We start from the raw sequence: 24,293 nt of genomic DNA on the forward strand, positions 1-24,293 counted from the left end.
ATTAAGGGAGGTTATTATCTTGTTTAAAAAGAAAACTGGCTCGGTCGCCCTGTTGCTTGCACTCTCCGCTTCTCTCGTCTCCGCTTGCAGCAACAACGACAATAACGCCGGCAGCTCGACATCGCCATCCGACTCCGCGACAGATGCTTCTTCTTCCGCCAGCGCCTCGCCGCAAGGCTACAATGGCGTCGACAACCTGAAAATAACCGATGCTCCTACCACGATCAAGCTGTTCTACCCCTTCGGCGCCAACGGCGCGCCGAAGGGCGATATGCCGATTTGGAAAAAGGCAGCCGAGATTACGAACGTGCAGATGGAAAACGTTGCAAACGAGTCCATCGCTGACGATATTCAATCGTTTAACACGATGATGGCCTCCGGCGAGCTCCCGGATATCATTCAGTCTCTGCGCACAACGATCAACTCGATTATTACGCAAGGTGCCCTTATCCCGCTCGACGATCTGATCGAGCAGCACGCTCCGAACATCAAGAAGTTCCTGGAAGATTATCCGGATGCGCGCCGCGCGGGCTCCGGACCGGACGGCAAGCTCTACACGCTCACAGGCACTTTGGGAGGCGAGCCGGGCCAATTGCTGCCCAAAATGGGCTTCTTCATTCGCAAAGACTGGCTGGAAAAGCTCGGTCTGAAAGAGCCGACGACGCTGGAAGCGTACAAAAACGTGCTGTACGCGTTCCGCAATGACGACCCTAACGGCAACGGCAAGAAGGACGAGATTCCGTACCTGTATCGCGATAGGGGCATCTGGCCGCTGCTGCAGCTCTGGGGCGCACATGAGGATTGGTATATCGGCGCCGACGACAAGGTTCATTACGGCAAGGGCGAGCCGGAATACGCCACGGCGCTGAAGGAGCTGTCTCAATGGTACAAAGACGGCATCATCGACCCGGAAATTTTCACTCGCGGCTCGCAAGCTCGTCAATTCTTGCTCGGCAACAATATCGGCGGTGCGACGATTGACTGGTTCGCTTCCACATCCGCCGTTAACGATGCTGTCAAGGAGCAAGTTCCAGGCATCAACTTCGCAGCGATCGCGCCGCCTGCCGACATCAACGGTATCGTCAAGATGCAGCAAAGCCGCGAACTGCTTCACGGCTACGCCTGGGGGATCTCCAAGGATGCTAAGGATCCGGTCCAAACAATCGAATTCATGGACTTCTTCTTCAGCGACACCGGCTTTCTTTTGTCAAACTATGGCATCGAAGGCGTCGACTACGATCTGGTCGACGGCAAGCCGGTCATTCGCGACATTGCGCTGAACAACCCTACGGGCTTCCCGAACTACCTGAGAAGTATCGGCGGCTACGAGATCGGACACCGCGGCGATCTGATGGGCGAGCTCAGCTCGATGAACGAGATCGGTAAAACCGGCTTCAATCTTTATCTGAACAGCGACTGGCTGCAGAAGCCATTCCCGGTCATGACATTCACGGACGAAGAGAAGAAATTGATCGACGACGCGGCGGTGAACCTGACGCCGCTGGTGGACGAATACGAGCAGAAGTCACTGATGGGCGCGCAGGATGCGGACGGCACCTGGCATAAGCACATGGACGACATGAATAAGCAGGGCCTGCAAAAAGCGATCGACGCCTACAACAGCGCGTACGAACGGTATAAAGCAGACGGTCAATAATTGAGCTCCTAAAGGCTTGGGAACCGCTTTGGCAGTTGGCTGCCGGAGCGGTTTTTTTCGCACGGCGGAGCCACGGGGCCGAGCTTTTGCCTCAAATGCTGCAACGACGCCCCATTCTCGGCGTACAAAAAAAGCGATTGCCCCTTCTCCGGGGCGATCGCTTCTTCGTCATACCGTATGAAATAGAAGGAGATGAGCCTCATGATCCCGACCGCCAATTGTTGCAGTTCAGGGATCTGCGTATCCGTTTTAACGGAGGAACGTCCGCCACATTCCGTGAGGGAAGCTGCTCGCTCGCTCCTTCTCTTCGTCGGCATCTTCCGCCCCCCCTGTCCGTCCGCTCCACACGGCGAAGCGAAGCGCCTTGGCCGCCTCCCGGTACGATTCGCGCGCGGAAGGCGGCGTCTTCGCGGGGCTGCCGATCGCAACCGTCCATTCGCCGCCCGGCATCGGCGCCTGTTCGGAAGACAGGCTGTGCAGCAGCCTCGCCGCAAGCTCGCGCAAAGAATCGGGCTCCTCCGTCCGGATGCCGAACAGGAGCGCGGCGTCCAGAACAGCGCCCTCTCCCGTCGTATAAGCGACAATGGGGCGCTGAAGCGCCTGCGCAGCTCCCTCCTCGAAGAAGACGGCATCCGGCCGTTCCGCCGCTGCCGGCGCGCGAAAGATCCAAATGCCGAAAGCCTCCGAGCCCTGCCCTTCGGAACTTCTGAATCGCCAGATAGGCCTTGACCATGTCGAGCTCGTTCCCGATCAGCGTCTCCGAACTCCCCTTGTTCAGCACCAGCCTATAGAACTTCGCGAGCGAATTGGAGATGCGAACGACCTCCGGCGCCTTCGCTTTACGGCACACCCAGGAGATCGTCGCCAGCGTATTGTTCAGGAAATGCGGATTGATCTGGGACTCCAGCGCCTTCACATCCGCTTCCTTCTCAAGCAGCTCGGCCTTGTAAACGGTCTCGATAAGCCCGTGAATACGCTCTGTCATATGGTTGAAGCTCAGCGCCATCTAGAAAATTCATCGTTCCATACGACGGGCACGGATACGTCCAACGACCCTTCCCAATCCGCTGCAGGCTATAAAAGCCGTCATAACCGCCGTATAGCTCCGGAATGGTCGGATTGCCCATATAGACATGAATCGAATGAATATAAAGGTTCTGCCTTATGATATTGTCCAGAATCGGCGCGATATTGTCGCGGTAGTCTTGAAGCTGCCAAAGCACGCAGCCGCCCGTGCCGGCACGAGCCGTCGTATCGCTAATATAAACGCTCTCAGTTGACGGGACAATATTTTATAAGAATAGGCCCGGCTTTTCCTGAGCCGCAAAGCAGCACAAAAATCAATACGCCATTGTACGATTATCTATATAGGTTCGGCAAAGCGCGTTTTACAATAGGGGCAAACGAAGCAGAGCTCGAAGGAGTGAGTCCCCTTGAACGCCCAAGTTTCCGGTCTTTCCGTATATGCTACCGCTCCCGCCTCGATGGCGGTTATCGTTCAACCCGGCCATTTGACATTAGCGGACCGCGTCGTCGAGGTGCCCGGCGAAGTGAAGCTGCCGATCCGGCCGGCCGGTCAAAGGCAGTACCTCGACCAGGTCTACAAGATCCGTGGGGAAGGCACCCTCTCGCCTTCCTGGTGGAACGGCGAAGATATTCGCGGCAGCGGCGGCGTCCCCTACCAGCGCATGGTACCGGGTACGCTGGCGGTGTATTCGGCCGATCGCGGGACGAAGTACACGCCCGATGCCGACTATACATACGACTATCACTGGGGCACGGTGAAGCGAATACCGGGCGGCCGAATCGCGGACGGCGAGACGCTCTCGCTCGATTATTCGGTATGGCTCTGCCGGTACGACGCGATCGTGCTGCGGGATGACGGCACCCTGGCGGTCGTCGAGGGAGACGTCGACGCCCCGGATTCGAGAGAGTTGCTGCTGCCCGAGCCGCCGATCGTAAGGGAAGGCTTCGTGCTCGCCCATATTTTCACCGGTTGGGGACAATCCTGCGTCTACGGCGGCGAGAGCACGCTGTCGCGCATGTCCACGTCCTCCCCTCCGGTCACGCTTCGCGGCCGTTACGAGGATATGGCGAGACGAACGTATTTTGTAGAAGTCGAGCCGACGCCCGGCGGAAGCCCCCGGATCCGAATGGGCGCCACGGGCGAGGACTACGGCACCGGCCGGAGCATGACGCGGGAATCCCTGCGCTGGACGACGCCTCGGCCCTTCGAATGGGACGAGGAGCTGCCGCTCGTTGCGGAGTCGGCTTACGGATTCGAGGTCGATTGGGGACTCGGCCTCGCATTCCAGCATTCGCCTTCCGGCGGCATCGACGCGCCTCTGCAATTCGTCATCGAAGCGATCCCGGAGATGATCATGGACCGCAGATCCGTGCTTGCCGGCGCCACGCCGGCGTCTTCGATCCCACTCGAGCAGACCGGGCATCTCTCAGATTTTCGGCAGGCCATGGCGGCCGGGCGCCCGCTGCGCATCGCTTTTTACGGCGAGAGCGCGACCCGCGCCGGCTTGTGGCCCTATCAAGTGATGGAAGGGCTCCGAACGCGATACCCGGACGCGAAGCTGTTCAGCTCGAACGTCGCGGTCGGCGGGGAGCAATCCGTGATGGGCATCCATCGGCTGGAAAAAGAGGTGCTTGCGGCGGCGCCCGACCTCGTCGTGCTCGAATACATGATCAACGACGCGTGCTCCGGCCATTCCGAAGCCCATATCGAACGGACCGTCCGAACGATCTTGGAAAGGATCCTCGAGTATGGCGCGGCTTGCATGATCGTCATGGTGAACGGCGTCAATCCGCTCTTCACGCGTCACGGTTCCAAGCGCAATATCCGGCGGTTTTATGCGTTATACCGAAGACTGGCCGCCGAATACAACGTGACCTTTGTCGGCGGGTTCGAATACTTCGACCATTTGCACCGTTTCGGCAAATATTTCGTGACGGAGCTCAAGGGCAACATGGTCAACCACGCGTTCGGCAACGAGGACATCGGCTGGGGACCGTTCGACCGGGTTCTGGGCGAAGCGATGCTGGACGCGATGCTGGACGCGCCCTCAACAATCGATTAAAACCGGACGCAAACAATTTGTATAAAAAATAAGGGATAAAAAGTGCATTGTTTCCCGCTCCCGCGTACGCTACCCTAGGTTTATTGACTGAGAATGAATATCAGTGATAATACAACCCGGGGAGCAATGAGAAATGTCTGGATGGATTAAAAAAACAGCGGTAACGATGGCTGCTGTATTGTGGGTAGGATTATTGGCGGGATGCGGATCCGGAGCGGACAAGCCGAGCGAGGCTTCGAAGGCCGCCGCGTCTCCGACCGCACCGGCGGAAAACGCGCAGGCTTCGGAGGGTGGGGCCGCGGCCGGCACCGACGCAACTGCGGACGACGAAACGCGGGTCGTCACGGATGAATTCGGCGAAGTCACGGTGCCTGCGCATCCGAAGCGGATCGCGGCCATCTATTTGGAAGACTACTTGAAGGCGCTGGGCGTGACGCCGATCGTACAGTGGTACAATCCGAACTGGGGCAAACAGGAGTATTTGAACCTGGACGCGCCTCTGTTCGATACGACAGGCAGCATCGAGGCGCTGCTCGCGCAAAGTCCCGATCTCATCATCGTCGACGGCGCCGTGGACCGTGCGACCTACGATCAATATACGAAGGTGGCGCCGACCTACAGGCTGCCCGAAGACATTCTTCAAAGCTCGGAACAGATTCTGAAGACGATCGGCGATGTCGTCGGCATGCCCGAGAAAGCCGAAAGCGTGGCTGCCGCCTATGAAGCTAAGGTAGCGGACGCCAAGGCCAAACTGGCGCAAGCCGTCGGCAAAGAGACGGTGGCGGTCATCCGAGTTAATGTCGGCGAGCGAACGATCGCCTTGTTCGGCATCAAAAACCGTTTTGTGGGCAGTCTTTTATTCGACGAGCTTGGGCTTACGCCGCACCCGATGGTGCAAAAAATGACGGAATTCCAAGAGATTTTATCCGAAGAGGCGTTCTCGCTGCTGGATGCGGATCACATTATCGTGATTCCGTCCAACGGGGATTGGCAGACGGCGGAAAATCAAGATGCATTTTCGTTGCTGGATAGTCCGCTTTGGAAATCGGTGCCGGCATTCAAAAACGGCCACGTGTACAAAGTCGAACGCAGCCACTGGCAGAGCGGCGCGATCACGGCGAACGGCATGAAAATCGACGATCTCCTGAAGCTTATGGCGAAGTAAAGGAGAATCGGATAAAAGCATTTATAAGGGGCTCTTCAATTTTAAGATTGAAGCGCTCCTTTTTTTTATTTAAACTAGACATAAGTATTGAGAATGGTTATCAATAAATGGAGGCCGCGATGACGAACGATTGGCAAAACGATGCGGCGACGGATAACGGCGCAGTACAGTTCCGACTTGCGGATACTGAAGCTTTTCAAATAGAGGCCGTCCAAAGGAACGCGATGGCGTCAAGCGCCTACATGATGCTGTTGATTACGGATGGCGCCGGACAAGGGCTGCTGGAAAATAAAAAGACCGCCCTCGTGCAAGGCGCCTGCCTGATGCTGCCTCCTCATGCGCTCTGCCGGCTGGAAGCCGGAGAAGCGGGGATGACCGGCTACCGATTCGAATTCGAGATCGTTGGACTGCAACCCTCGGCCGCGGGCAAGACCGGACTTGCGACGCTCGACGATTGGCTCGTTTCTTGGGTGCACGAATTCGGCGCTTCCGTCGGCGGCATGCTGCTGGAAGCGGAGCAACTGCACCGCAGCCGGAACGAAGGCGACGAACTGGAGCGGCTGGAGCGACAGATTCGTTTTCAATCGCTGCTGCTCTCGATGCTTAAAGCTTATCGCAGCGCGGCAGCCGGCGAGCATTCGCTGCGGCAGGCCGTGGTCCGCTCTATCGAATACGTAAAAGCGCATTACGCGCAGCCGCTGTCCATCGGTCGGCTTGCCGATATGACGGCAACCAACCGGTGGCGCTATACGCAGCTGTTCAAGGAAGAGACGGGACAGCTGCCGATCGACTTCCTGAACACCGTCCGCATCGATAAGGCGCAGGAGCTGCTGCTGCTCACCGGCGACAAGCTGAAGCAGATCGCGCTTGCGGTCGGATACAGCAACGAATATTACTTCAATCGTAAATTTACGCAAAAAATCGGAATCACGCCGGGCCAGTACCGCAGCCGGAACAGCGGAAAAACACGCATTTTCGCTCCTTTTCTGGAAGATTATCTGGTCGCGTTGGGCGTGACGCCTATCTTGCAATTTTTCCATCGCGGGTGGGGCAGACAAGAATATTTGGGGTTGTACGACGTGCCCGACTTCGATATCGTCGGCGACGATTGCATGGTCCTCTCCAGTCACCGGCCCGACTTCATCCTTTTGAACGACGGTCACCGAAGATGGAATTTGGAGCAGTGCAGCCGGATATCGCCCGTATTTAAAATTCCCTTTGCCGGTGAAGATTGGCGACTAATGCTCCGATCGATCGGCGATGTCCTGGGCAGACAGCAGGAAGCGGCGGCGGCCGTCGAACGGCTGGAGCGCCAGATCGCGGAGGCTCGCGTTCGGCTCGGGGGCGCATCGGCCAAGGCGTCCGTAGCCGTTCTGAGGATCTCGGGGCAGTCGATCGTGCTGTACGGGGGCGGAGCTTGCGGCTACACGGGACCGCTCCTCTACCGCGGTCTCGGTCTTTCCGAGCCGGACTTGGTGCGCAGGATGGCTTCGGGCGTTCGACGGGTCAGTCTGACGCTTGAGGCGCTGCAGGAGCTGGATGCCGATCATTTGTTCGTTACCTTCGAGGGCGAAGGCTACGGACGGGAGCTGCTCGACTCCAGCGTATGGCGAAGCCTGCCCGCCGTCAGAGCAGGCCGCGTGTACGAGGTCGATTTTCTGGCTTGGATGAACTATGGCGTACTGTCCCATAGCCGCAAAATCAGCGACGTGCTGCAGGCGATGGGCCGGTGACGGACAAACGCGGCGGGCGCGCAGAAAAGCCCGGCAACCAGGCGAAGAAAACACGCCGCGGAAGCCGGGCTTGGTGCGAGTCAGGGCCGTGCGCAAGGATCGTAATTTTTATAGCAGCCCGTACAACCTGTAGAGCATGACCGCCGCCTGCGCCCGGGTCGCGGATTCGGCCGGCGCAATCCTTCCGCCGCCGACGCCGGTCAGGATCCCGACGGCTTGCAAGGTGCCTACGGCATCGCGCGCGTAGGGCGATATCTCGGCGCGGTCCGCGAAGCCAAGGGCGGTTGAAGTGCCGGTCGGCAACGCTTCATCCCTGTCGCCGGTCCGAACGCCGTTGAGGCGCAGCGCGCGGGCCATCATCACCGCCATGTCCTGGCGGCTGATCTCGCCCCGGACGCCGAAGCTGCCGTCAGGGCGGCCTAGCGCGATGCCGAGCTCGGACGCCACGGATACGGCGCCGGCATACCAGGCGTCCGGCTTCACGTCCGTGAAAGTCCCCGCCGTAGTATAGGCCGACAAATCGAGCACGCCCATCAGCATCGCGACGAACTCCGCACGCGTGACGGGCCGGTCTGGCGCGAACCGATCCGCGCCGACGCCGCTCAGCATTCCGCGCGCAGCGAGCGCCTCAATGCCCGGCTGCGCCCAAGGCACGCGCTCCAGATCCGAGAACGCTATTGCGGGTGCCTCCGCGACGGCATACAAGCTGAAATGCTTCGGCTTAAATGTAAGGCGGCCCGCCGCCGGATCGTACGCGGTATGCTTGACGACCTCAAGCCGTCCATCGTCGCCGACGAAGTAGGCGACGATGCGATCCTCCGCTTCGCCGGGCATCGGCGCGTAGGGAAGGCTGACCGTCACGGGCTGACCGGCGCCGAATGCGCCGATGCGCTCGCCGTCAGCCGTCAGTGCAAAATCGTAGACGGGCCGGCCGGCGAGCTGTTCGCGAGCGGCGGCGGGAAGCCCGGCGGTGTCGACGCGATTCGCGAAGAAGCGCAGCGTCCCGGCATCGGGGCCGATCAGCGCCAGCAGCCGGGACGTATCGAAGGCGATCGCCGCGAGCCCGGCGTCGATCTCGATCCGCGCCGGAGTCGTCCCCTCGCGGAGCTGCGCGAGCGGGAGATCGACGGCGATCGCGGCGGCCTCGGGCGAAGGTTCGACGACGATGCGCAGCGTCCCGCCCCGGGCGTCCGCGAATGCCTGCGCCAACCGGCCTGCAGGTACGGAGACGACCGACGAGCCGGACGCGTCCGGCTCGGCCGCCGCCAGGCGGATGACTGCCGGCGCGGGCGTCGGCGTAGGCAACGGCGAGGACGCCGCGGACGGCGTCGGCGCGGGCGAAGCCGACGAGCCCGGTCCCGCAGACGGCGTCGCGGCCGGACCGCCCGATGACGAAGGACCAGCCGTCGGACTGCCGGTCGGCGCAGGCGTCGGCGTCGCCGTACCGTCCGAGACGCTCACGAGGACGCTCCCGCCGGCTTCATGCGTCGTCGCGGCCAGACTCGCATCCATCAGTTGGACCGCGGTCAGCGTGATCCGCGCTTGACCGGCCGCCGTCCCGGAGAACGTGAACGACGCCAGATCGGCATCGCCTGTTACCGCCGGCTGCCCGCCCTGCAGCGCATAGGCGAACGTCAGGCGATCCCCGCTGCGCGATTGCGCGGAAAACCCGCTTTGCGGCAGCAGATTGCGTTCGGACAGCAGCGTCAGCGCCGCCGTCTGACCGGTCCCGATCGGCGCCACCGTCAGCCGCAGCTCGTAGGCGCTCGTCGCCGGGAGCCCGCTCGCGCTTACTTTTACCGTCACCTGTCCGTTCGGCAGGATCGATTCGGCGGACGCCGAGATCCGAAAAACCGGAGGTCCCGCCGCCAAAGCCGAACCGCCTGCCGGTATAGCCAGTCCTGCAATAAACGAAATCATCCATAGATACAGCAACGTACGCTTCATCCGGTCTGCCTCCATGCCTAGGATATTAAGAAGAGGAAGGCACGACGCCTTCCCCTCCGCAATTTCATACAGCGATCATCCATAATACAGTCACGCTTAAATAGTCACGTCTAATTTCAGTCGTTCTCGAGCAGCTTCTGGGAGACGAAAGCGAGCTCGTAGAGCCCGACCGCCCCGTCGCCGTCCAGGTCGTAAGCCGCCGACCAGCCGGCATCGCCCGCATGCTGGCCGTAATGACCCGCCACGATGCCGACGTCGCCGATGTCGATGCCGCCCGAGCCGTTCAGGTCGCCCGTATCGGCATCGATCATGGACTGCCCGAACTTCAGCAGCGCCGCCGCCAGCGCGGCGGTCGCCTCATCCGCTTGCGTGTCCGTCGTCTGCGCATCTGCCAGCACGGCTTGCGCGGCGCCGATCGCCGCCAGCAGCGCCGCACGCGCGGCGGCCGGATACTGTCCGACCGCCATGCCGGCCTCGGACTGATCGTATGCCGCCTGCGCCTGCGCGATCGCCGCCGCCAGCGCCGCGTGATCCGCGATCGCCACGGTCAGCGAGGCGCCGCTCAGATCCGCCTCGAGTACGCGGCCTTCTCCGTCGGACAGCTTGAGCCGCGCGACCGCGATCGTCCCGTTCCCCGAAGCTCCCTCTTTGGGCTTAAAGGTCAGATCGAGCAGCGGCACGTCGCCGGATACCGCATTTTCCGCGCCGGGATTCGCCAGAATCAGTCTGACGGTCCCGGCCTCCGGATTGTCAGCAGCCGATTGGACGACGGTCTGCTCCCAGGCAGGAGAAGCGTCGACATATTCGAAGCGGGCCTTGTCGTAGCTCACGACGACTTCCTGGGCGGACACGTTGTGCACACTGGCCACGGACAGCCTGGCGACGAACGGCTCGCCGGCCCTTGCCGTTCCCGGTCCCGTCAGCAGCGCCGCCGAATCGTTCACGACCGTCACGACCGCCTGAGCCGGAATGCTTGAGCCCGCGACCGCACCGGTTATCGTAAACGTGCCCGGCACCGCATATTGCGACGGATTGACGTCGGCCCAGGTCACCGTCACGGGACCGGTCGTCTGTTCGGCGTAGACGGCCGTCACAGCCTCAGGCAATGCCGGCGCCGAGCCTACCGGCGTCACGACGATGGCCGGCTGGAGTTCCGTGACGACATGGACGCCGATCGTCTTGCCGGGCAAGCTGACGGCGGCGATCGTGACGCCTGCCTGATCTTTAGACGTCGCCGCTTCGATCCGCACCGATCCGAAGCCGGAGGCGCCGGCTTTGGTCCGAAGCTGCAGCAGCGCTAACGGCCCCGAGCTGCCAATCGGACCGCCATTGTCCACGGCGAAGGCTACCGTGCCTTGATCCGAATCGTTCGCGACGTTCGTCACGGCGATGCCCGGACCCGCCGCTTCGACGCCGACATAATCGAACAAGGCGGGATCGTAACGCATCGACACATTCTCGTAGACGGCGTTCGCCACGCTGCCGACGCCGATCGCGACGGGAACGAGTGCTCCCTGGCCTACGTACTGCGGGCTATCGACCGTGAATGCCGGCGGCGTCACCGCCTTGTACAAAGCGATATCGTCAAAGCTATATTCGCCCGTAAACCGCGTGCCCGCAAAGCCGAACGTATTGACCGAGCTCAGCGTCGGCGTGTTGAACGGCAGTCCGTTGATTCTGTAGATGCCGTTCGTTTTATCGAGCGTTCCAGGCGCGTCTACCGGTCCCGTATACGTTTTGAGCGCATCCGTTTGATAGATGAGATCGTAGGTTTTCGTGCTCGTGTCCATCTCGAACCTAATCTTAATCCACTGATCGAGCGGAATTTTAAACTCGCCGTTTTTGGACGGGAAAGCCACGGCTTTCGTCGTCCCGTTTTCCGGTATGCGGTAGGACACGGTGCCCGTGCTCCCTCCGGTGATTCGGACGACATCGGCGTTGCCCGATAGAACCTGCAGCTCATAGTTGCCCGAGTCGGAGCGCCCGAGCGCCTTCGACTTAAACTTCGTCTCGAAGACGACCTTCCCGCTCACGGCGGGGATCGCCTTGGAAATGCCTGGCGCGCGACGGTATTCGTCATCAAGCGCGTAGTACGAGTCCGTCAGCGTAAGGACCTTGTTGCCGTCTCCTGCCGCGGTGACCGCGATCGACGTGCCGTGGTTCGGATCGACGGTCCATCCGTTTCCTGCCGGCATCGGCCCTTCGGCCATCCCGGTAAACGGCTCGTAGAGGCCGTTGCCGTTCATGTTCGCATCGGGCGTGCGCACCGTGACGGACGGTCCGTCCTTCGTCGCATTGCCGGCCGCGTCGACCGCTTCGAGCTTGAAGCGGTAGCTGCCGGACGGCAGCAGGCCCGTCGCTTCGTAGGTCGTCCCCGTGACGGACGCCAGCTTCGTCGCCGTCGTCCCGTCGATTCGATACAGATCGTAGGCGACGGGCTGCCCGGAATTGTCCGTCGCGCCGCCGCTCCAGGATAGCGTCGCCTTGTCCGGGAAGACGTTCGCGGCGCGCAGGGCGGCGCCCTCTGACCAGAGCGGCGCAATCGTATCGGTCGGGACGACGCCCAGCGCCGGGCTGTCGTGCGATTCGTTGCCGCTCGTATCGACCGCTCTCACGGTGAAGGAATAAAGCTTGCCGGCGGTCAATCCCGTGAGCACGGCCTCGGTAGACGCCGCCGGCACCGTCTTCAGCAGCTGGCCGCCCGCATAAACCCGGTATTGTTCGACGGCCGTATTGTCGGTCGAACCGCTCCACCGGATCGTCGCGCTCGCATTCGTCTTGGCGACGAGCTGCGGCGCGCCAGGCGCGGAAGGCCGGATCTCGTCGTCCTTCACCTCCACGAGCCCGATCCAATCGAGGTTCATCGAAGCTACGGAATTCCACATGGTCAGCTTCACCGGCCCTGCCGGCAGCAGCGCCCCCGTCTTCACCCGAATCGACTTCCAGTACTCGGGCAGCGTGCCGAAGTCGACCGTCTTCGGCGCTTCGAAGGCGTAAGCATTGTCGCCCAGCTGCGCCAGCCTGCTCGTCAGCATTCCCTCGGGGGCGTCCCAGCCCGCCACGTACTTAAGGACGAGATCGTAGCGCCCTTGCTTGGGCACGTTCAGCGTCCAGTCCAGCCATTGGCCCTTGTTATTCCAATTGCTCACCCCGACCCCGCCGGACAAAAAGGGCCGAGTTGAATATTTGGAAAGTGCGCCGCCGCCTGAATTTTGAAACGTTTCGGCCTCCGCGAACACGCTGAGCGTATCGCGCACGGCGTCGTAATCGTCCCGCACGACGGTCTCGGCCAGAGGACCCGATCCGGCCTTGACCAGCGTCAAAGGACGGTCAGCCTCGCCGCGAAGCACAATCGCGGCATTCGGTTCGAGATAAGGCGCTTTCGGGGCGCCTTGCCGCTCGAAGGCGAAGCCCGCCGGCGCATCGACGACTTCATACAGTCCTTCTTCGTTCGTCAGCTTCCCCCAGGCCACGCTCTCGCCTTCGATATCGCTGCGCGCCTGCAGCGTGATCGTCTGCGGGACGCCGTTGACGATCGCCTGCAGCTCGACGTCTTCGAGCGGCTGCGAGGAAGGCGCGTCGTTCAGCTTGAAGGCATGCGAGCCCTTCTCCGCTCTAACCGTGAGCTTGTCGGCAGTCGCTTGCCAATAGACGCCGCGAAGCGCTACCGAAGCATCCGGCGTGCCGCTGTTCGCGATATCCGCGCCGTTAACGTCCCGTACGCGGTTGACGCCCGGGGTCTGCACGGAGACGTTAATCTCCTCCGTGCCGGAGATCGACAGCTCCCGGTCGCCGAAGGCGATCGTCGCCGGCTTGTCGCTCGACAACAGCGTGACGCCGTCCTTGACGAGCTTCGTGCCCGACACGAGCATGACCGAGCCGCCCTTGACCGCTGCGGCTTCACCGTCGAAGCGGATCGAACCGGCATCGATCTCGCCGCCGTTCGTCATTCGGACGTACACGACGGTTCCGTCCTCAAAGGTCAGTTCCATATAGTTCCCATGATTTTCGGAGACGACCTCCGGCGCTTCTTCGCCCGACGGGTACACCCCCATCGTCGAGACGATCGTCGTTTCCTGCGACTTGGGCGTGATGAATTCCGCATGCATCTGATTCGGAATATTCACGTCCTGGGGCCTCACCTCTACGCCGTCCGCGTTCAGGTACCGGTTATCCACCGTCGCCCGAATATTGGCCGGATATAGAATTCTCGTCTTCAGCGCGGCCCGGCCCTCGACGATGGTGGCGCCGGCCTGATCCGCGTCCAGCCTGAGCTCATGCTCGGCATGGAGTCCCCATTCGAATTCGGAGCCGGCCGGGTTCGCCGACTTCAGCCGGTCGATCACGACGAACGAATTCGGCCTGACGTACAACATGTGCCGAACGGCTTTGTCGAGGCCGCCCATATAGGAGGCGGTCGCATCGCCGCTCGTCGCCCCGAAGTCGGCACTGTCGACGAAGCCCGTGATCGTGCCGCTCGCGTCGAGCGTGTTGATCGGCTGGCCTTGCTTGCCGTCGAACGTGATTGCGTTGCTGGACAGCGTCTGTCGCGTGAATTCACCATGATGAGGCGCGTTGAATCCGAAACTTTCGTAATAGCCGGCTTTGATCGCCAGCGCTTCGCCGTACGCGTTGATGACGAAGCTGTTCTGATCGGCGTGGCTGTGGACGTAGCTGCCGTACGGACTCGACTTGAAATACATCGAGACGCGGTCGGGGTTGATCAGATCGGAGTGCATCGCGACCACGCCGATATCCTTGAACCATTTGGACTTCGGCAGCTCGACCGGCGGCTCCGCCGGCAAGTCGGGGTCTCCTTGAAAATAGGTGTACAGTTGATCGATCGGCGCCGCTCCTATCGCCTGCGCGCCCCATTGCATATGCGGATCCTGGTACATCTGGGCGGCGCGACGGAAAAACGAGACGTTGTAAAAAGTCGGCGTGTCCGAGTTGCCGTCGCCGATGATGCCTTTGGGCGAACCGTGCGGAAACGCGTATAAAGGAAAATCGCCTTCGTTGCGGGAAAACGCCTTGTCGTACAGATTAAAGCCCGTGGCATACAACAGGACGTCCATGGCCTCTTTATTCGCCAGATTCGAACCCTGCCAGTAGCCGGTTCCCATGGACCACCCGCCGTCCTCTCCGCCCCATGGCGGCAGCTGGTTGATATAAGCGGGCACAAGCATCCGGAACCAGGATTCCGCCTGGTCGACATCGTGAAGCATCGCTGTCGCGATGATCGTCAGGAATCCGAACGAGGTCCAGCCGTGCGAATCGTACGGATTTTTAAACATCGAGTGGACGCCGAAAATGTCCGCGATGAGCGTGTTCGCGCGCGCGGCGACCATCGTCTGCACTTTTACGATGTCCGCGGGCGCCAGCCTGTCGTAGATCCAGTCGTACGCCATCGCGGTTTGGTAGGCGATCGCACGATGAATCTGATCGTCCTTGACGTAGCCGGTCGTGCCGTTCGGATCGGTACTCCAGCCAGCGATCGCCAGCATTTGACGTTTGGCGCTATCCCCGAATTGCGCTTCGCCGGAGATCAGGTACGTAAACGCCGCGTTCATCATTTTCGCCAGCGCGCCGTCGACGTAACTTTTATCTACCGTGGCAGGCTCGGTAGGAACAAAATCCAGGTTTGCAAGCGCTTGCGCGCGCCTCCGCTCGTAAATCGTCTTCCCGTTGCCCGTGGCGAGCGCCCGGAATTCGTCCAACGTGTCGGCATTCGTCCATATGCGCGGATGCGCGTCCGGCACGCTGTTCAGCAACGTCTCGACGGGCGGCACCGGGAACGGCACCGCATTCTCCTCGATCCGGAACTTGCGCGGCGCGGTCCATTCGGACGCGGTACCGTCCTGGTCGTACCGGACTCTCCAGTACCAGGTTCCGGCTTCGAAAGAGACCGGAAAATTATAATAATTGGTCGCGAGCGCAGTCGCCTCGTGCGCGACGGTCGCGAAGTCGCTCGTGCGGGATACTTGAAGCTGGTAGCTGTCCGCGTTCGTAACGAACGGCCAGCTGAAGTCGGGCGGGCTCTGCGAGGTAACGAGCGAATCGATCGGACGATAAGGCATGTGCGCCGAGTCCGTGAATTGTGGCCATGCGGGCGCCGCGGCCGACGCGCGTGCCGGTCCGAGCAGCGAATGCGGGAGAACCCCGCCGATCATGAGAAATACGAGGACTAGAGCCGTCCAACGTCTGGCGCTTACTTTCATTTTTGCCTTTTCCCCTCTCCGTGGATATGCAGGGCCGACAAGCATGATGCGAACTTCGCTAACGGATGAAGCCTTTCGAAAATAGGAACCCGATAACCAGGCGCGTTCGCGATCCACCCCCACGAAATGGAATCATCTGAGGCTCAAAATTTAATTATTAATTTAATATTTAATATAATATGCCTCAGATAAGGCCCAGTATAACATACCAAAATCCAATTGGAACACCGTTCCTATCGAAAATAGCGGTTTGTCGCGTAATTATTTTTCGATTAGAATAGGGTCATAGCTAGGTCCTAAGGCGCGGGAAGTGCTTGCAAGCCCGAAATTCAAAATCCGCTTATGAGGTGCGTCATGACCAATCGACCGAAGCGCACGACGTTCAAGACCCGCATGGACGACATGCTCGCCGCGCTCGCGAACGACATCGCGACGGGCAAGTATAAGCAAGGCGAGCTGCTCCCCTCCGAGATCGCGCTCGGAGAGGCGTACCGGCTCAGCAAAAAATCCGTCCGCAAAGCGCTCGATACGCTCGTGGATCAGGGATATATCGAAAAACAGCCACGGGTCGGCGCTCGCGTTCTTGCCATGAATCCCGCCAACCGAACGATCGTTAAGTTCGGCTATTACCCTTCGCTCGTTCAAGACGCGAACCTGAACGCGTTGATCGATGCGTTCCACGCGCGTTACCCGCAGATTCGCGTCGAGATGATCCCGCTGCCGTTCAACCAGCACTCGCCGACCATGCGCGAGAGCATGGAGCGGGAAGCGATCGACCTGGTGACCGTCAATCTGCAGAACTACGAATTGTTCCTCGATCAAGATTCGCGGCCCGAATCGTTCGAGCCGCTCTCGCCCATCGACGGCATCTATCCCTTTCTGACCAAGCCGTTCACGGCGGACGGAACGCTTTACGTGCAGCCGTTCGTCTTTTCTCCGATCGTACTGTGCTACAACAAGCGTCATTTCCAAGAAGCCGGCATGTCCGAGCCGGACAGCGGCTGGACCTGGACCGACGTCGCCCGGGCGAACGAGTCGCTGTCCCGCGGACGCGACCGTCTCGGCTTCTTGTTTAATCTTGCCTCGGCCAATCGCTGGCCGCTCTTCCTGCTCCAGGAGGGCTTTAAATTTCGGACGGGACCGGATGGGAAAACGATTTATCGGGACGCGCATCTTGAGCGATGCCTGGAAAACTGCCTCGGCTACGTGGACGACCATTTAAGCTCGCTGTCGATGACGGACGAGGAAGTGTCCGAGCGGCTGTTCGTCCATCAGAAGGCGTCGATGATCGTCACGAGCTACTTCCGCATGAACGCGCTGCGCGAGTCCGGCTTGGACTTCGATATCTCGCCGCTCCCGTACACGAAGGAGGCGCGTACGCTATTGGTGGTCATCGGCCTTGCGATCAACAAGTACGGCGCTTCCAAGGAAGCTGCGAAGACGCTCATGGACTTTCTGCTGTCCCAAGCGTCCCAATTGAGCATTCGCCGACATACGCTGAGCATTCCAAGCATGAGATCCGCAGCCGAGCACAGAGAGCATAAGGACGAACGGCCGCTCCGTTTTCACATGTACCGCGACATCATCCCGACGTTCCATTATCACGGCGACTTGAACGCGACATTCAGCTTGCTCAGCCGGATGAGCCATGAGTTGACCCTTTACTGGACGAAAATGGAAGATGCGGAGACGATTCTGCAGAGGCTGGAGGACATGGAAAAACCCGCTTCCGAGACGGAGCGGGCTGCTACGTTGATCTAATCTAACGGGTCAGACGATGCCGCCTTCGCCCAATATCCGGACCAGCGGCTTGCGGGCCGCTCTTCCGGCTGTCCAGGCGGGCGACGTCGGATGCGGCTTGATTTCTTGAACGAAAATTTGGGCGGCAGAAGGGTCGTCCACGGTCAGGCGGACGCTGGAGACCGTCTTGCCCGGATGTGGATTTTCGACGATCCATCGATAGTAGGTGCCGGCCGGCGTACGCACGGGGCGCGTCGTATAGGCGGCCTCCAGCAAGGAATCGTCTACCTTGTAGCCGTCCTTGCTCAGCGGATCGTCGTCGGGAGCTTTTCGCAACAGTTCATCGTCAGGACGCCCTTGTCCGCCAGATAGGCATGGATGCGCCGCAGATCGCCGGCGTACACCTTACCATATGGAAGATTCGCTTGAATATGGGGTGGCGTGACGATTGACTGCGATTATTTTGACTTTTCATGTAGCTCTAGCCAATACGTATTCGGACCGTCAACCCTTCACCGAGCCGATCAGCACGCCGTTCACGAAGTGGCGCTGGATGAACGGATAGACGATCAGAATCGGCAGCGTGCCGACGAGGATGAACGCATACTTGAGCGATTCGAGCACGATGCCCTGCTGGTCGCTGGCCGCGCTCGTGATCGCGTCGCCGATCTGGCCGACCATGACGATATTGCGGATGACGAGCTGCAGCGGATACAGGCTCTCTTCCCGCAGATAGAGCAGCGCGTAGAAGAAGTTGTTCCAGATGCCGACGGCATAGAAAAGCCCGATCGTCATCAGCACCGGCTTGGACAGCGGGAGCACGATGCTGAACAGCGTACGCATGTCGGATAAGCCGTCGATTTTGCCGGACTCCTCGATCTCCGCCGGAATGCCCTGGAAAAAGGTGCGCATGACGATGAGATTCCACGTCGAGATAAGACCCGGCAGCACCATCGCCCACACCGTATCCATCAGGTGGTAGCTGCGCACGACCAGATACGTCGGGATCATTCCGCCGCTGAACAGCATCGTAAATACGATGAACAGCATGATCTGCTTGTTGAACGTCAGCGTCCGCTTCGAGAGGGAGTAAGCGCCCATGGACGTGAAAAAAAGCGACAGCGCGGTGCCAAGCACCACGTAAATGATCGTATTTTTGTAACCGACGAGCAATCGATTGTCCCCTAACACCTCGCCGTAAACATCGAATTGCAGACCGCGCGGCCAAAAGCTGACCTCGTTGCGGACGACGTAATGCGCCGAGCTGAGAGAGACGGATGCCATGTGAATAAACGGAAACACAGCCACTGCCGCGACGACGGTCAAGATGATGACGTTGACGATATCGAAGACGCCGATGCGCTTAGTCATGAGATTCGCTCCTTACCATAGGCTGGTCTCTCCTAATCTGCGGCTCACCTGGTTGGCGGAGTAGACGAAGACCAGGCCGATGAGCCCCATGAACAGATCGATCGCCGTCGCATAGCTGAAGTTGCCTTGGATGATCCCCATGCGGTACACATAGGTCGCGATAATGTCGGACGTTTCGTACGTGGCCGGGTTGGAGAGCAAATACACCTTATCGAAGCCGAACTCGAGGACTTTGCCGATTTGCAATATAAACAGGATGACGATCGCCGGCGCGATGCCGGGCAGCGTCACGTGGAGCGTCTGCTTCCACCGGTTCGCGCCATCCATGCGCGCCGCCTCGTACAGCTGCGGATCGATCGCGGTGAGCGCGGCCAGGTAGATGATCGAGCCCCAGCCGATCTCCTGCCAGATTTCCGAGCTGATATAGACCGTCCTGAACCAGGACGCTTTTTGCAAGAAGTTGACCGGCTCGAATCCTAAGCTCTGGATGACATGGTTAATCCAGCCCGTGCTCGGCGACAGCAGCATGATGATGATACCCGAGGCGACGACGGCGGACAGAAAATGCGGCAGATAGCTCACGGTCTGAACGAAGCGCTTGTAAGTCTTCATCCGCAGCTCGTTCAGCAGCAGCGCCAGAATGATCGGCGCGGGGAACCCGAATACCACTTTGTATATGCCAAGCACGAATGTGTTTTTGACGATGTCGTAAGCGTCGGGGTTTTGAAAGAACATTTTGTAATATTTCAGCCCGACCCAGTCGCTTTTCCATACGCCTGCGAACAGATTGTAGTCCTTGAAGGATACGATGATCCCGAACATAGGGACATACTTGAACAGCACGTAGTACAGCAACACGGGGGCGAGCAGCAGGAAGTAAGTCCGGTCTCGCTTCAGATTCCGGATTAGCGTTGACTTCACGGCTTCATCCCCTTTCAGCGGAATGGAGAGGGCCGTCGGTCGATGCTCCGACGACGGCCCCGTTCTTCGTTGTTATTTCGATTCGTTATAATGCCGATTCGTCGTTATTGAGAAGCGGTTTGACGATCGAGCGCGACCTGATACGTCTGCAGCACTTTTTGCAGGCCGTACTTATCCAGCTCTTTGACGAAGTTGTCCCATTCGGTGAGCGGCGTCTCGCCCATGATGAACTTGCTGATCGACGTCGAGAAGTATTTGTAGATCGCGTCGATCTGCGTAGAGATGGAATCCGTCTCTTCCTTGGACAGAATCGGCAGGGTGTTAGAGACCGGGAACTGATACTTCGGCGACTCGATGTAGGCTTCGCGCTCGCTCTCCTTGATCAGAGACAAAGGCGCTTCGAAGTCGAACCAGCCGTAAGTGCCCGCCGACAAAATGCCCGATACGCGGCGCAGGTCGTTGGATTCCTTATAGACGTCGTTTAACTTGCGCTTGCCGTCGACGATCGTGTACGTTTCGCCTTCCTTGCCCCAGCTTTGGATGTCGCGTCCCTTTTCCGAGTAAATGTAGTCCAGGTAACGCAGCGCGGCGTCCAGATTTTTCGTATTCGAAGCGACGGAGAAGCCGTAATCCTCGTAACCGCCTTGTGGAAGATAAGCTTTGTCGCCCGCGCCGATCGGCGGCGCCATGAACTTCAAACGGCCTTCGGTGAGCTGATTGTTCATCGTCTCGATCTGGCCGATATACTGGACACTGATGAACGATTTGTTCGTGGCCATGAACTGCGTCCACGCCTTGTAGTCCATCGACAGCCAGTCCGGCGGGAACAGCCCTTCTTTGTAGAACTTGCTCAGGTATTCGATCATCGTCTTATAGTTCGGGTTGAGCGGGCCGTACGTCATCTTGCCGGTCGCCGCATCCTTCTGTAATTCCGGCAAGACGCCGAAGGACGGGGCGAATATGGACAACGTGCCGAGGCCGTGCCGGAATACGAGCGGGTAGCTGTCCGGATACAGCTCCTTCAACTTTTTGGACGTTGTATACAGCTCATCCCAAGTTTTAGGCGGCGTCAGTCCGTTCTTGTCGAAGATGTCCTCGCGGTAAAACCAGACCAATTGGTTGCCTGCGCCGGCGCCGTCGTTGATGATATTCAAGATCTTGCCGTCCGGCTGCGTCACCCGCATTTTGATGACGGGGTGGCTGTCCAGATAAGCTTTGACGTTCGGCATCTTGTCCATATGCTGCGACAGATCGAGGAAGGCGCCTTGCGAGCCGAACTTCTGGACGTCTCCCGGGAAGACGGACATGACGTCAGCCATGTCGCCGGACGATACGGCGAGCGCGAGCGCTTCCGAAGGCGAGGATGTCGTAGCCGTCTTCTGCTCGACAGTGATATTGGTCTCCTCCTTCACCCATTTCCAGACGCCCCAGTCCGCCAGCGGCGGCCATGCAGTCTGATATTCGGTGAAGAGCGAGATCTTGGCCGGCTCAGGCAGCGCCGCGCTTGGCGAGGCCGAGGCTGAACCGGAGGCGCTGGCGGAGGCGGTAGCGGTCGGCGATACTGCTGCAGAGCTGGACGCTCCCGCATTGTTATTGTTGTTGCCGCTGCAGCCTGCGAGCATGGCCGCGGTCAGTGCGGAGGCGACCAGGACGCTGGCGGCGCTTCTGCCTGTCGTTTTCTTTTTCATAGGAAACCCCTTCCGAATGTTTGGCTAAGCCGATGAAGCTGGCTGCGCTTGCAATGGGCGATGGCTCGGCATGTTTGCTTTTTTCGTCCTCCGCCTTATGCAACCTCATCGTAAACAGCGACGATCCGGTCCGTAAATCACCGGAATGCGACCCTTTTGCAGCTTTTTTCGGATAGTCGAAAAAAAGCCCACATTTCTAAACATCAGCCCATGGGTTACCTATCCATTTCGAACCAAGCCATCTGCGGCATGTTTCGGACACAGCATCCGTTATCCACTTCGAACCAAGCCATCTGAGGCATGCTCCGGACACAGCGTACGTTATTTCGTCTAAAGCGAAGCTGCAGCGGCTGAATTTACCGGTATAACGGACCCTCGGTCCGCGGACGAACGAAAATCAACCAACCGGCTGAAATAGCGACTGCCGAGTCCGACTGAAATGCATTCGCTTCGGAGCCGACCGCCCCAGGCATTGCCTGCCGCTCCGCGCGCGACCTTCCGCACTCGACACGCGCCCCCCTTGCCAACTCCTCATCCGCTCAACCCTCCGCGCCCGGCTTTCTGCGAAATTCGCTCGGGGTGAGGCCCATGTACTTTTTGAACATGCGGTTGAAGGAGGTAATGTTGCGGTAGCCGACGGCCTCGGCCACGTCCTGCACCTTGTATTTGCTGTCCGCCAGCAGGCTCGCCGACTTCATGATCCGGGTTTCGTTGATGAAGTCTACGATGTTCATCCCGGTCTTCTCTTTAAAATAAGAGGACAGGTAGCCGCCGCTCAGATTGAGCCGATCGGCCAGCGTGTCCAGATAAATTTCTTCCGACAGATGCTGATTGACGTATTCGACGACAAACGTCGTGATAGGATCGCGAAGCTGCTTTTTCTCCCGGAACGCCCCGGCGGCCAGCGCCGTCTTGGTCGTCAGCAGTTCCTCCAGCTCGGACACGGTGATGCAGCGACGCAGCTGGCAATCGATGTCCGGGAAAATCTCCTGCAGCCGGTCCGGCGCGATGACGAGCGGACTGGCCTCGCTCTTGATCTTGCCAATCAGCCCCTCGCCGAATGCCAGCCAGGCCGCCGCAGTCGCTTCTTTCCCCTGCCATCTGGCGAAAACGCGCTTGATCAGGCTCGTCAGCTGCGCTTCATTGCCTTCGCGCAGGTTCGATTGGAATTCCTTCCATTGATCCGGCGCGAATCCGATCGTCTCCGCAGCCGCCGTATGCGCGGTCACGATCTGCATCCGGTCGGCCAGCTTGCGCTCGAGCACGAGATCCTGCGCCTCCCGGTAAGCGGCACCGATCCGGCCGGCGTTGCCGTATACGGAGGAGACGGCAACCGTCACCGTCCCGAACGCCCGATCCTGCTCGAATAGCGGCTCCATCTGCTTCAAGCGAATGATGATTTCCTCGCGCTGACTTGTATAAACGAGACTCAAAATTTGATTGGTTTCAATGTGAAAAGTCATCGATTCGGGGAAGGCCCCGCCCAGCCGGTTTTCCATATGCACCTTCATATAACTGAGCCATGTCCGGAAGTATTCCTGCTCGTCGTCGTCCTCCCGCCTGCTCATCGCGTGGAACAGCACGATGACGAACGGCTCGTCCTTGAAGGCGGCGGGCGGCGGAGCGCCGTGGCTGGGAATCGCCTTGAGCTGCTGCAGGAATGCGAGCTGCTTGTGCATTTTTTCCTTGTCCTGCAGCTGGTGGCGAATAAAATTAAACTCGCGGATCGAAGACCGGAACGATGTATTGCCTGCTTCGCCGCGAATGGCGCCGATCACCTTTTGGAGTGGGTTATTGATGCCCGCAGCAAACAGCCAGGAGATGACGATACCGGCCGCGATCGACACGCCTGTCGCCACGATAAGCGTAATGTTCATGCGCGTCTGCGAGGCGATCCGCTCGACAGGCACGCGCTGAACGTAGGTGAAGCCGGTCTGGGTGCCTTTCGACTGAAAATAGTATTTGCCGTCCGCGACGTACTCGCCTCCACCGGCCTGGCGCAGCGCCGCAGGGTCGATCTCCGGCGTTTGCCCGAAGCTCCGATAAATCTCGCGGCCAGTATCGTCGATAACCATAAAATCGTCGCCCGCGGCCTGATGAAGGGCTTGATACATTTTGCGCGCGTCCAGAAAGACGATCATCAGAAAGTCGTGGCTGCTCTTGGTCTTGAAAACGATCGGAACGAGCTCTCCGACGACTGTGGTCGCGTCGCGGAACATATGATTGCGGAAAACGGCGGCGGGCAGCACGCGAGCGCTGTAATCCTCGTCGAACTGTTTCTCCCAGAACGCCGCATCGTACGTCTCGCTCTCGTAAAACACGTTAAACATGGACGCCGCCGGCGCGCTCGTGCCTTTTTCGACGATCAGATCTTTGGAACGGTTGTAAAAAACGATATTGTTCATATACATTTGCAAGTCCGAGGTCCATCCGTTAATCTCCTGCTGCAGAAGCGGAATCTCCCGGTAGTTTGGGGCCACGCGCAGGTTCTGGGCCTTCTCGCTGAGCAGGAAAACGAGCATTTGGCGCTTGACCATGTCCAGATGCTTCTCGTAGCTTTCCGTCGTATGCTGGAGCATCAGCGTGTTATATTTGACGATCTCCTCACGGACGTTTTTCTTGGATTCGGCGTAAAAATAAAGCACGAGGGAGCTCATCAGCAGGATGATGCAGAGGAAGCCCGCGAGCAGCCGCAAAAACAACGAGGTGGACCGGTCTTTGAACAGAGGGATCGGATTGAATTTTCTCATGCGACTTCCTCCCT

13 protein-coding genes and 1 pseudogene are annotated in these 24,293 nt (G+C 59.5%); 5 read left to right on the forward strand and 9 right to left on the reverse strand.

All coding sequences use genetic code 11. The annotated features are described in order from the left end of the window. Positions 1-19: 19 nt before the first annotated feature. Positions 20-1,657 (forward strand): extracellular solute-binding protein, encoded by a 1,638-nt coding sequence (locus ACFSR7_RS11605; RefSeq protein ID WP_378161610.1) that lies wholly within the window; start codon positions 20-22, stop codon positions 1,655-1,657. Between the two features lie 249 nt (positions 1,658-1,906). Here the strand turns inward: ACFSR7_RS11605 and ACFSR7_RS11610 are convergent, their stop codons facing one another. Beyond that, positions 1,907-2,377 (reverse strand): CdaR family protein, encoded by a 471-nt coding sequence (locus ACFSR7_RS11610; RefSeq protein WP_378161906.1) that lies wholly within the window; start codon positions 2,375-2,377, stop codon positions 1,907-1,909. Next, a pseudogene (locus ACFSR7_RS11615) lies at positions 2,367-2,663 on the reverse strand (sensor histidine kinase); the annotation flags it as partial. The gene ACFSR7_RS11610 and the pseudogene ACFSR7_RS11615, both read right to left, overlap by 11 nt. Positions 2,664-3,090: 427 nt before the next feature. On the opposite strand from ACFSR7_RS11615, the gene ACFSR7_RS11620 reads away from it, so the two are divergent. The 3 genes from ACFSR7_RS11620 (at position 3,091) to ACFSR7_RS11630 (ending at position 7,644) form a co-directional block, all read left to right on the forward strand. Continuing rightward, positions 3,091-4,746: an SGNH/GDSL hydrolase family protein gene (locus ACFSR7_RS11620; RefSeq protein ID WP_378161612.1), complete on the forward strand. Its 1,656-nt coding sequence runs from the start codon at positions 3,091-3,093 to the stop codon at positions 4,744-4,746. 133 nt (positions 4,747-4,879) lie between these two features. Further along, the gene (locus ACFSR7_RS11625) at positions 4,880-5,911 is read left to right on the forward strand and encodes an ABC transporter substrate-binding protein (protein WP_378161613.1); all 1,032 of its coding nucleotides are present in this window, start codon (positions 4,880-4,882) and stop codon (positions 5,909-5,911) included. Between the two features lie 119 nt (positions 5,912-6,030). Further along, on the forward strand, positions 6,031-7,644 hold the full coding sequence (locus ACFSR7_RS11630) for a helix-turn-helix domain-containing protein (protein WP_378161615.1): 1,614 nt from the start codon (positions 6,031-6,033) through the stop codon (positions 7,642-7,644). Between the two features lie 108 nt (positions 7,645-7,752). Here ACFSR7_RS11630 and ACFSR7_RS11635 read toward each other — a convergent pair whose 3' ends face one another. Further along, positions 7,753-9,591 (reverse strand): S-layer homology domain-containing protein, encoded by a 1,839-nt coding sequence (locus ACFSR7_RS11635; RefSeq protein WP_378161617.1) that lies wholly within the window; start codon positions 9,589-9,591, stop codon positions 7,753-7,755. A 116-nt stretch (positions 9,592-9,707) separates the two neighbouring features. Then, positions 9,708-15,809, reverse strand: a complete 6,102-nt coding sequence (locus ACFSR7_RS11640) for a DUF4962 domain-containing protein (protein ID WP_378161619.1) — start codon at positions 15,807-15,809, stop codon at positions 9,708-9,710. 354 nt (positions 15,810-16,163) lie between these two features. Between ACFSR7_RS11640 and ACFSR7_RS11645 the strand changes: the two genes are divergently transcribed. Next, the gene (locus ACFSR7_RS11645) at positions 16,164-17,570 is read left to right on the forward strand and encodes an extracellular solute-binding protein (RefSeq protein ID WP_378161621.1); all 1,407 of its coding nucleotides are present in this window, start codon (positions 16,164-16,166) and stop codon (positions 17,568-17,570) included. 9 nt (positions 17,571-17,579) lie between these two features. On the opposite strand, the gene ACFSR7_RS11650 is transcribed toward ACFSR7_RS11645, so the two are convergent. The 5 genes from ACFSR7_RS11650 to ACFSR7_RS11670 all read right to left on the reverse strand — a co-directional run bounded on the left by ACFSR7_RS11650 (position 17,580) and on the right by ACFSR7_RS11670 (position 24,279). Beyond that, positions 17,580-17,885, reverse strand: a complete 306-nt coding sequence (locus tag ACFSR7_RS11650) for a hypothetical protein (RefSeq protein WP_378161622.1) — start codon at positions 17,883-17,885, stop codon at positions 17,580-17,582. Positions 17,886-18,053: 168 nt separating this feature from the next. Next, positions 18,054-18,920, reverse strand: coding sequence for a carbohydrate ABC transporter permease (locus tag ACFSR7_RS11655; protein ID WP_378161624.1), 867 nt, complete (start codon positions 18,918-18,920; stop codon positions 18,054-18,056). 12 nt (positions 18,921-18,932) lie between these two features. Further along, complete coding sequence (locus tag ACFSR7_RS11660; RefSeq protein WP_378161626.1) at positions 18,933-19,841, reverse strand: ABC transporter permease; 909 nt, start codon at positions 19,839-19,841, stop codon at positions 18,933-18,935. A gap of 104 nt (positions 19,842-19,945) precedes the next feature. Beyond that, positions 19,946-21,529, reverse strand: a complete 1,584-nt coding sequence (locus ACFSR7_RS11665; protein WP_378161628.1) for an extracellular solute-binding protein — start codon at positions 21,527-21,529, stop codon at positions 19,946-19,948. Between the two features lie 539 nt (positions 21,530-22,068). Continuing rightward, entirely contained in the window at positions 22,069-24,279 is a 2,211-nt protein-coding gene (locus ACFSR7_RS11670; protein WP_378161630.1) for a helix-turn-helix domain-containing protein, read from the reverse strand. Positions 24,280-24,293 lie beyond the last annotated feature (14 nt).

Source organism: Cohnella sp. GCM10020058 (assembly GCF_042683485.1).
Classification (GTDB): domain Bacteria; phylum Bacillota; class Bacilli; order Paenibacillales; family Paenibacillaceae; genus Cohnella.

Bases quoted from the DNA above. Each gene is read 5' to 3' on its own strand.
- ACFSR7_RS11625 (WP_378161613.1), top strand. From the start codon at position 4,880: ATGTCTGGATGGATTAAAAAAACAGCGGTAACGATGGCTGCTGTATTG.
- ACFSR7_RS11630 (WP_378161615.1), top strand. From the start codon at position 6,031: ATGACGAACGATTGGCAAAACGATGCGGCGACGGATAACGGCGCAGTA.
- ACFSR7_RS11635 (WP_378161617.1), bottom strand. From the start codon at position 9,591: ATGAAGCGTACGTTGCTGTATCTATGGATGATTTCGTTTATTGCAGGA.
- ACFSR7_RS11640 (WP_378161619.1), bottom strand. From the start codon at position 15,809: ATGAAAGTAAGCGCCAGACGTTGGACGGCTCTAGTCCTCGTATTTCTC.
- ACFSR7_RS11645 (WP_378161621.1), top strand. From the start codon at position 16,164: ATGACCAATCGACCGAAGCGCACGACGTTCAAGACCCGCATGGACGAC.
- ACFSR7_RS11655 (WP_378161624.1), bottom strand. From the start codon at position 18,920: ATGACTAAGCGCATCGGCGTCTTCGATATCGTCAACGTCATCATCTTG.
- ACFSR7_RS11665 (WP_378161628.1), bottom strand. From the start codon at position 21,529: ATGAAAAAGAAAACGACAGGCAGAAGCGCCGCCAGCGTCCTGGTCGCC.
- ACFSR7_RS11670 (WP_378161630.1), bottom strand. From the start codon at position 24,279: ATGAGAAAATTCAATCCGATCCCTCTGTTCAAAGACCGGTCCACCTCG.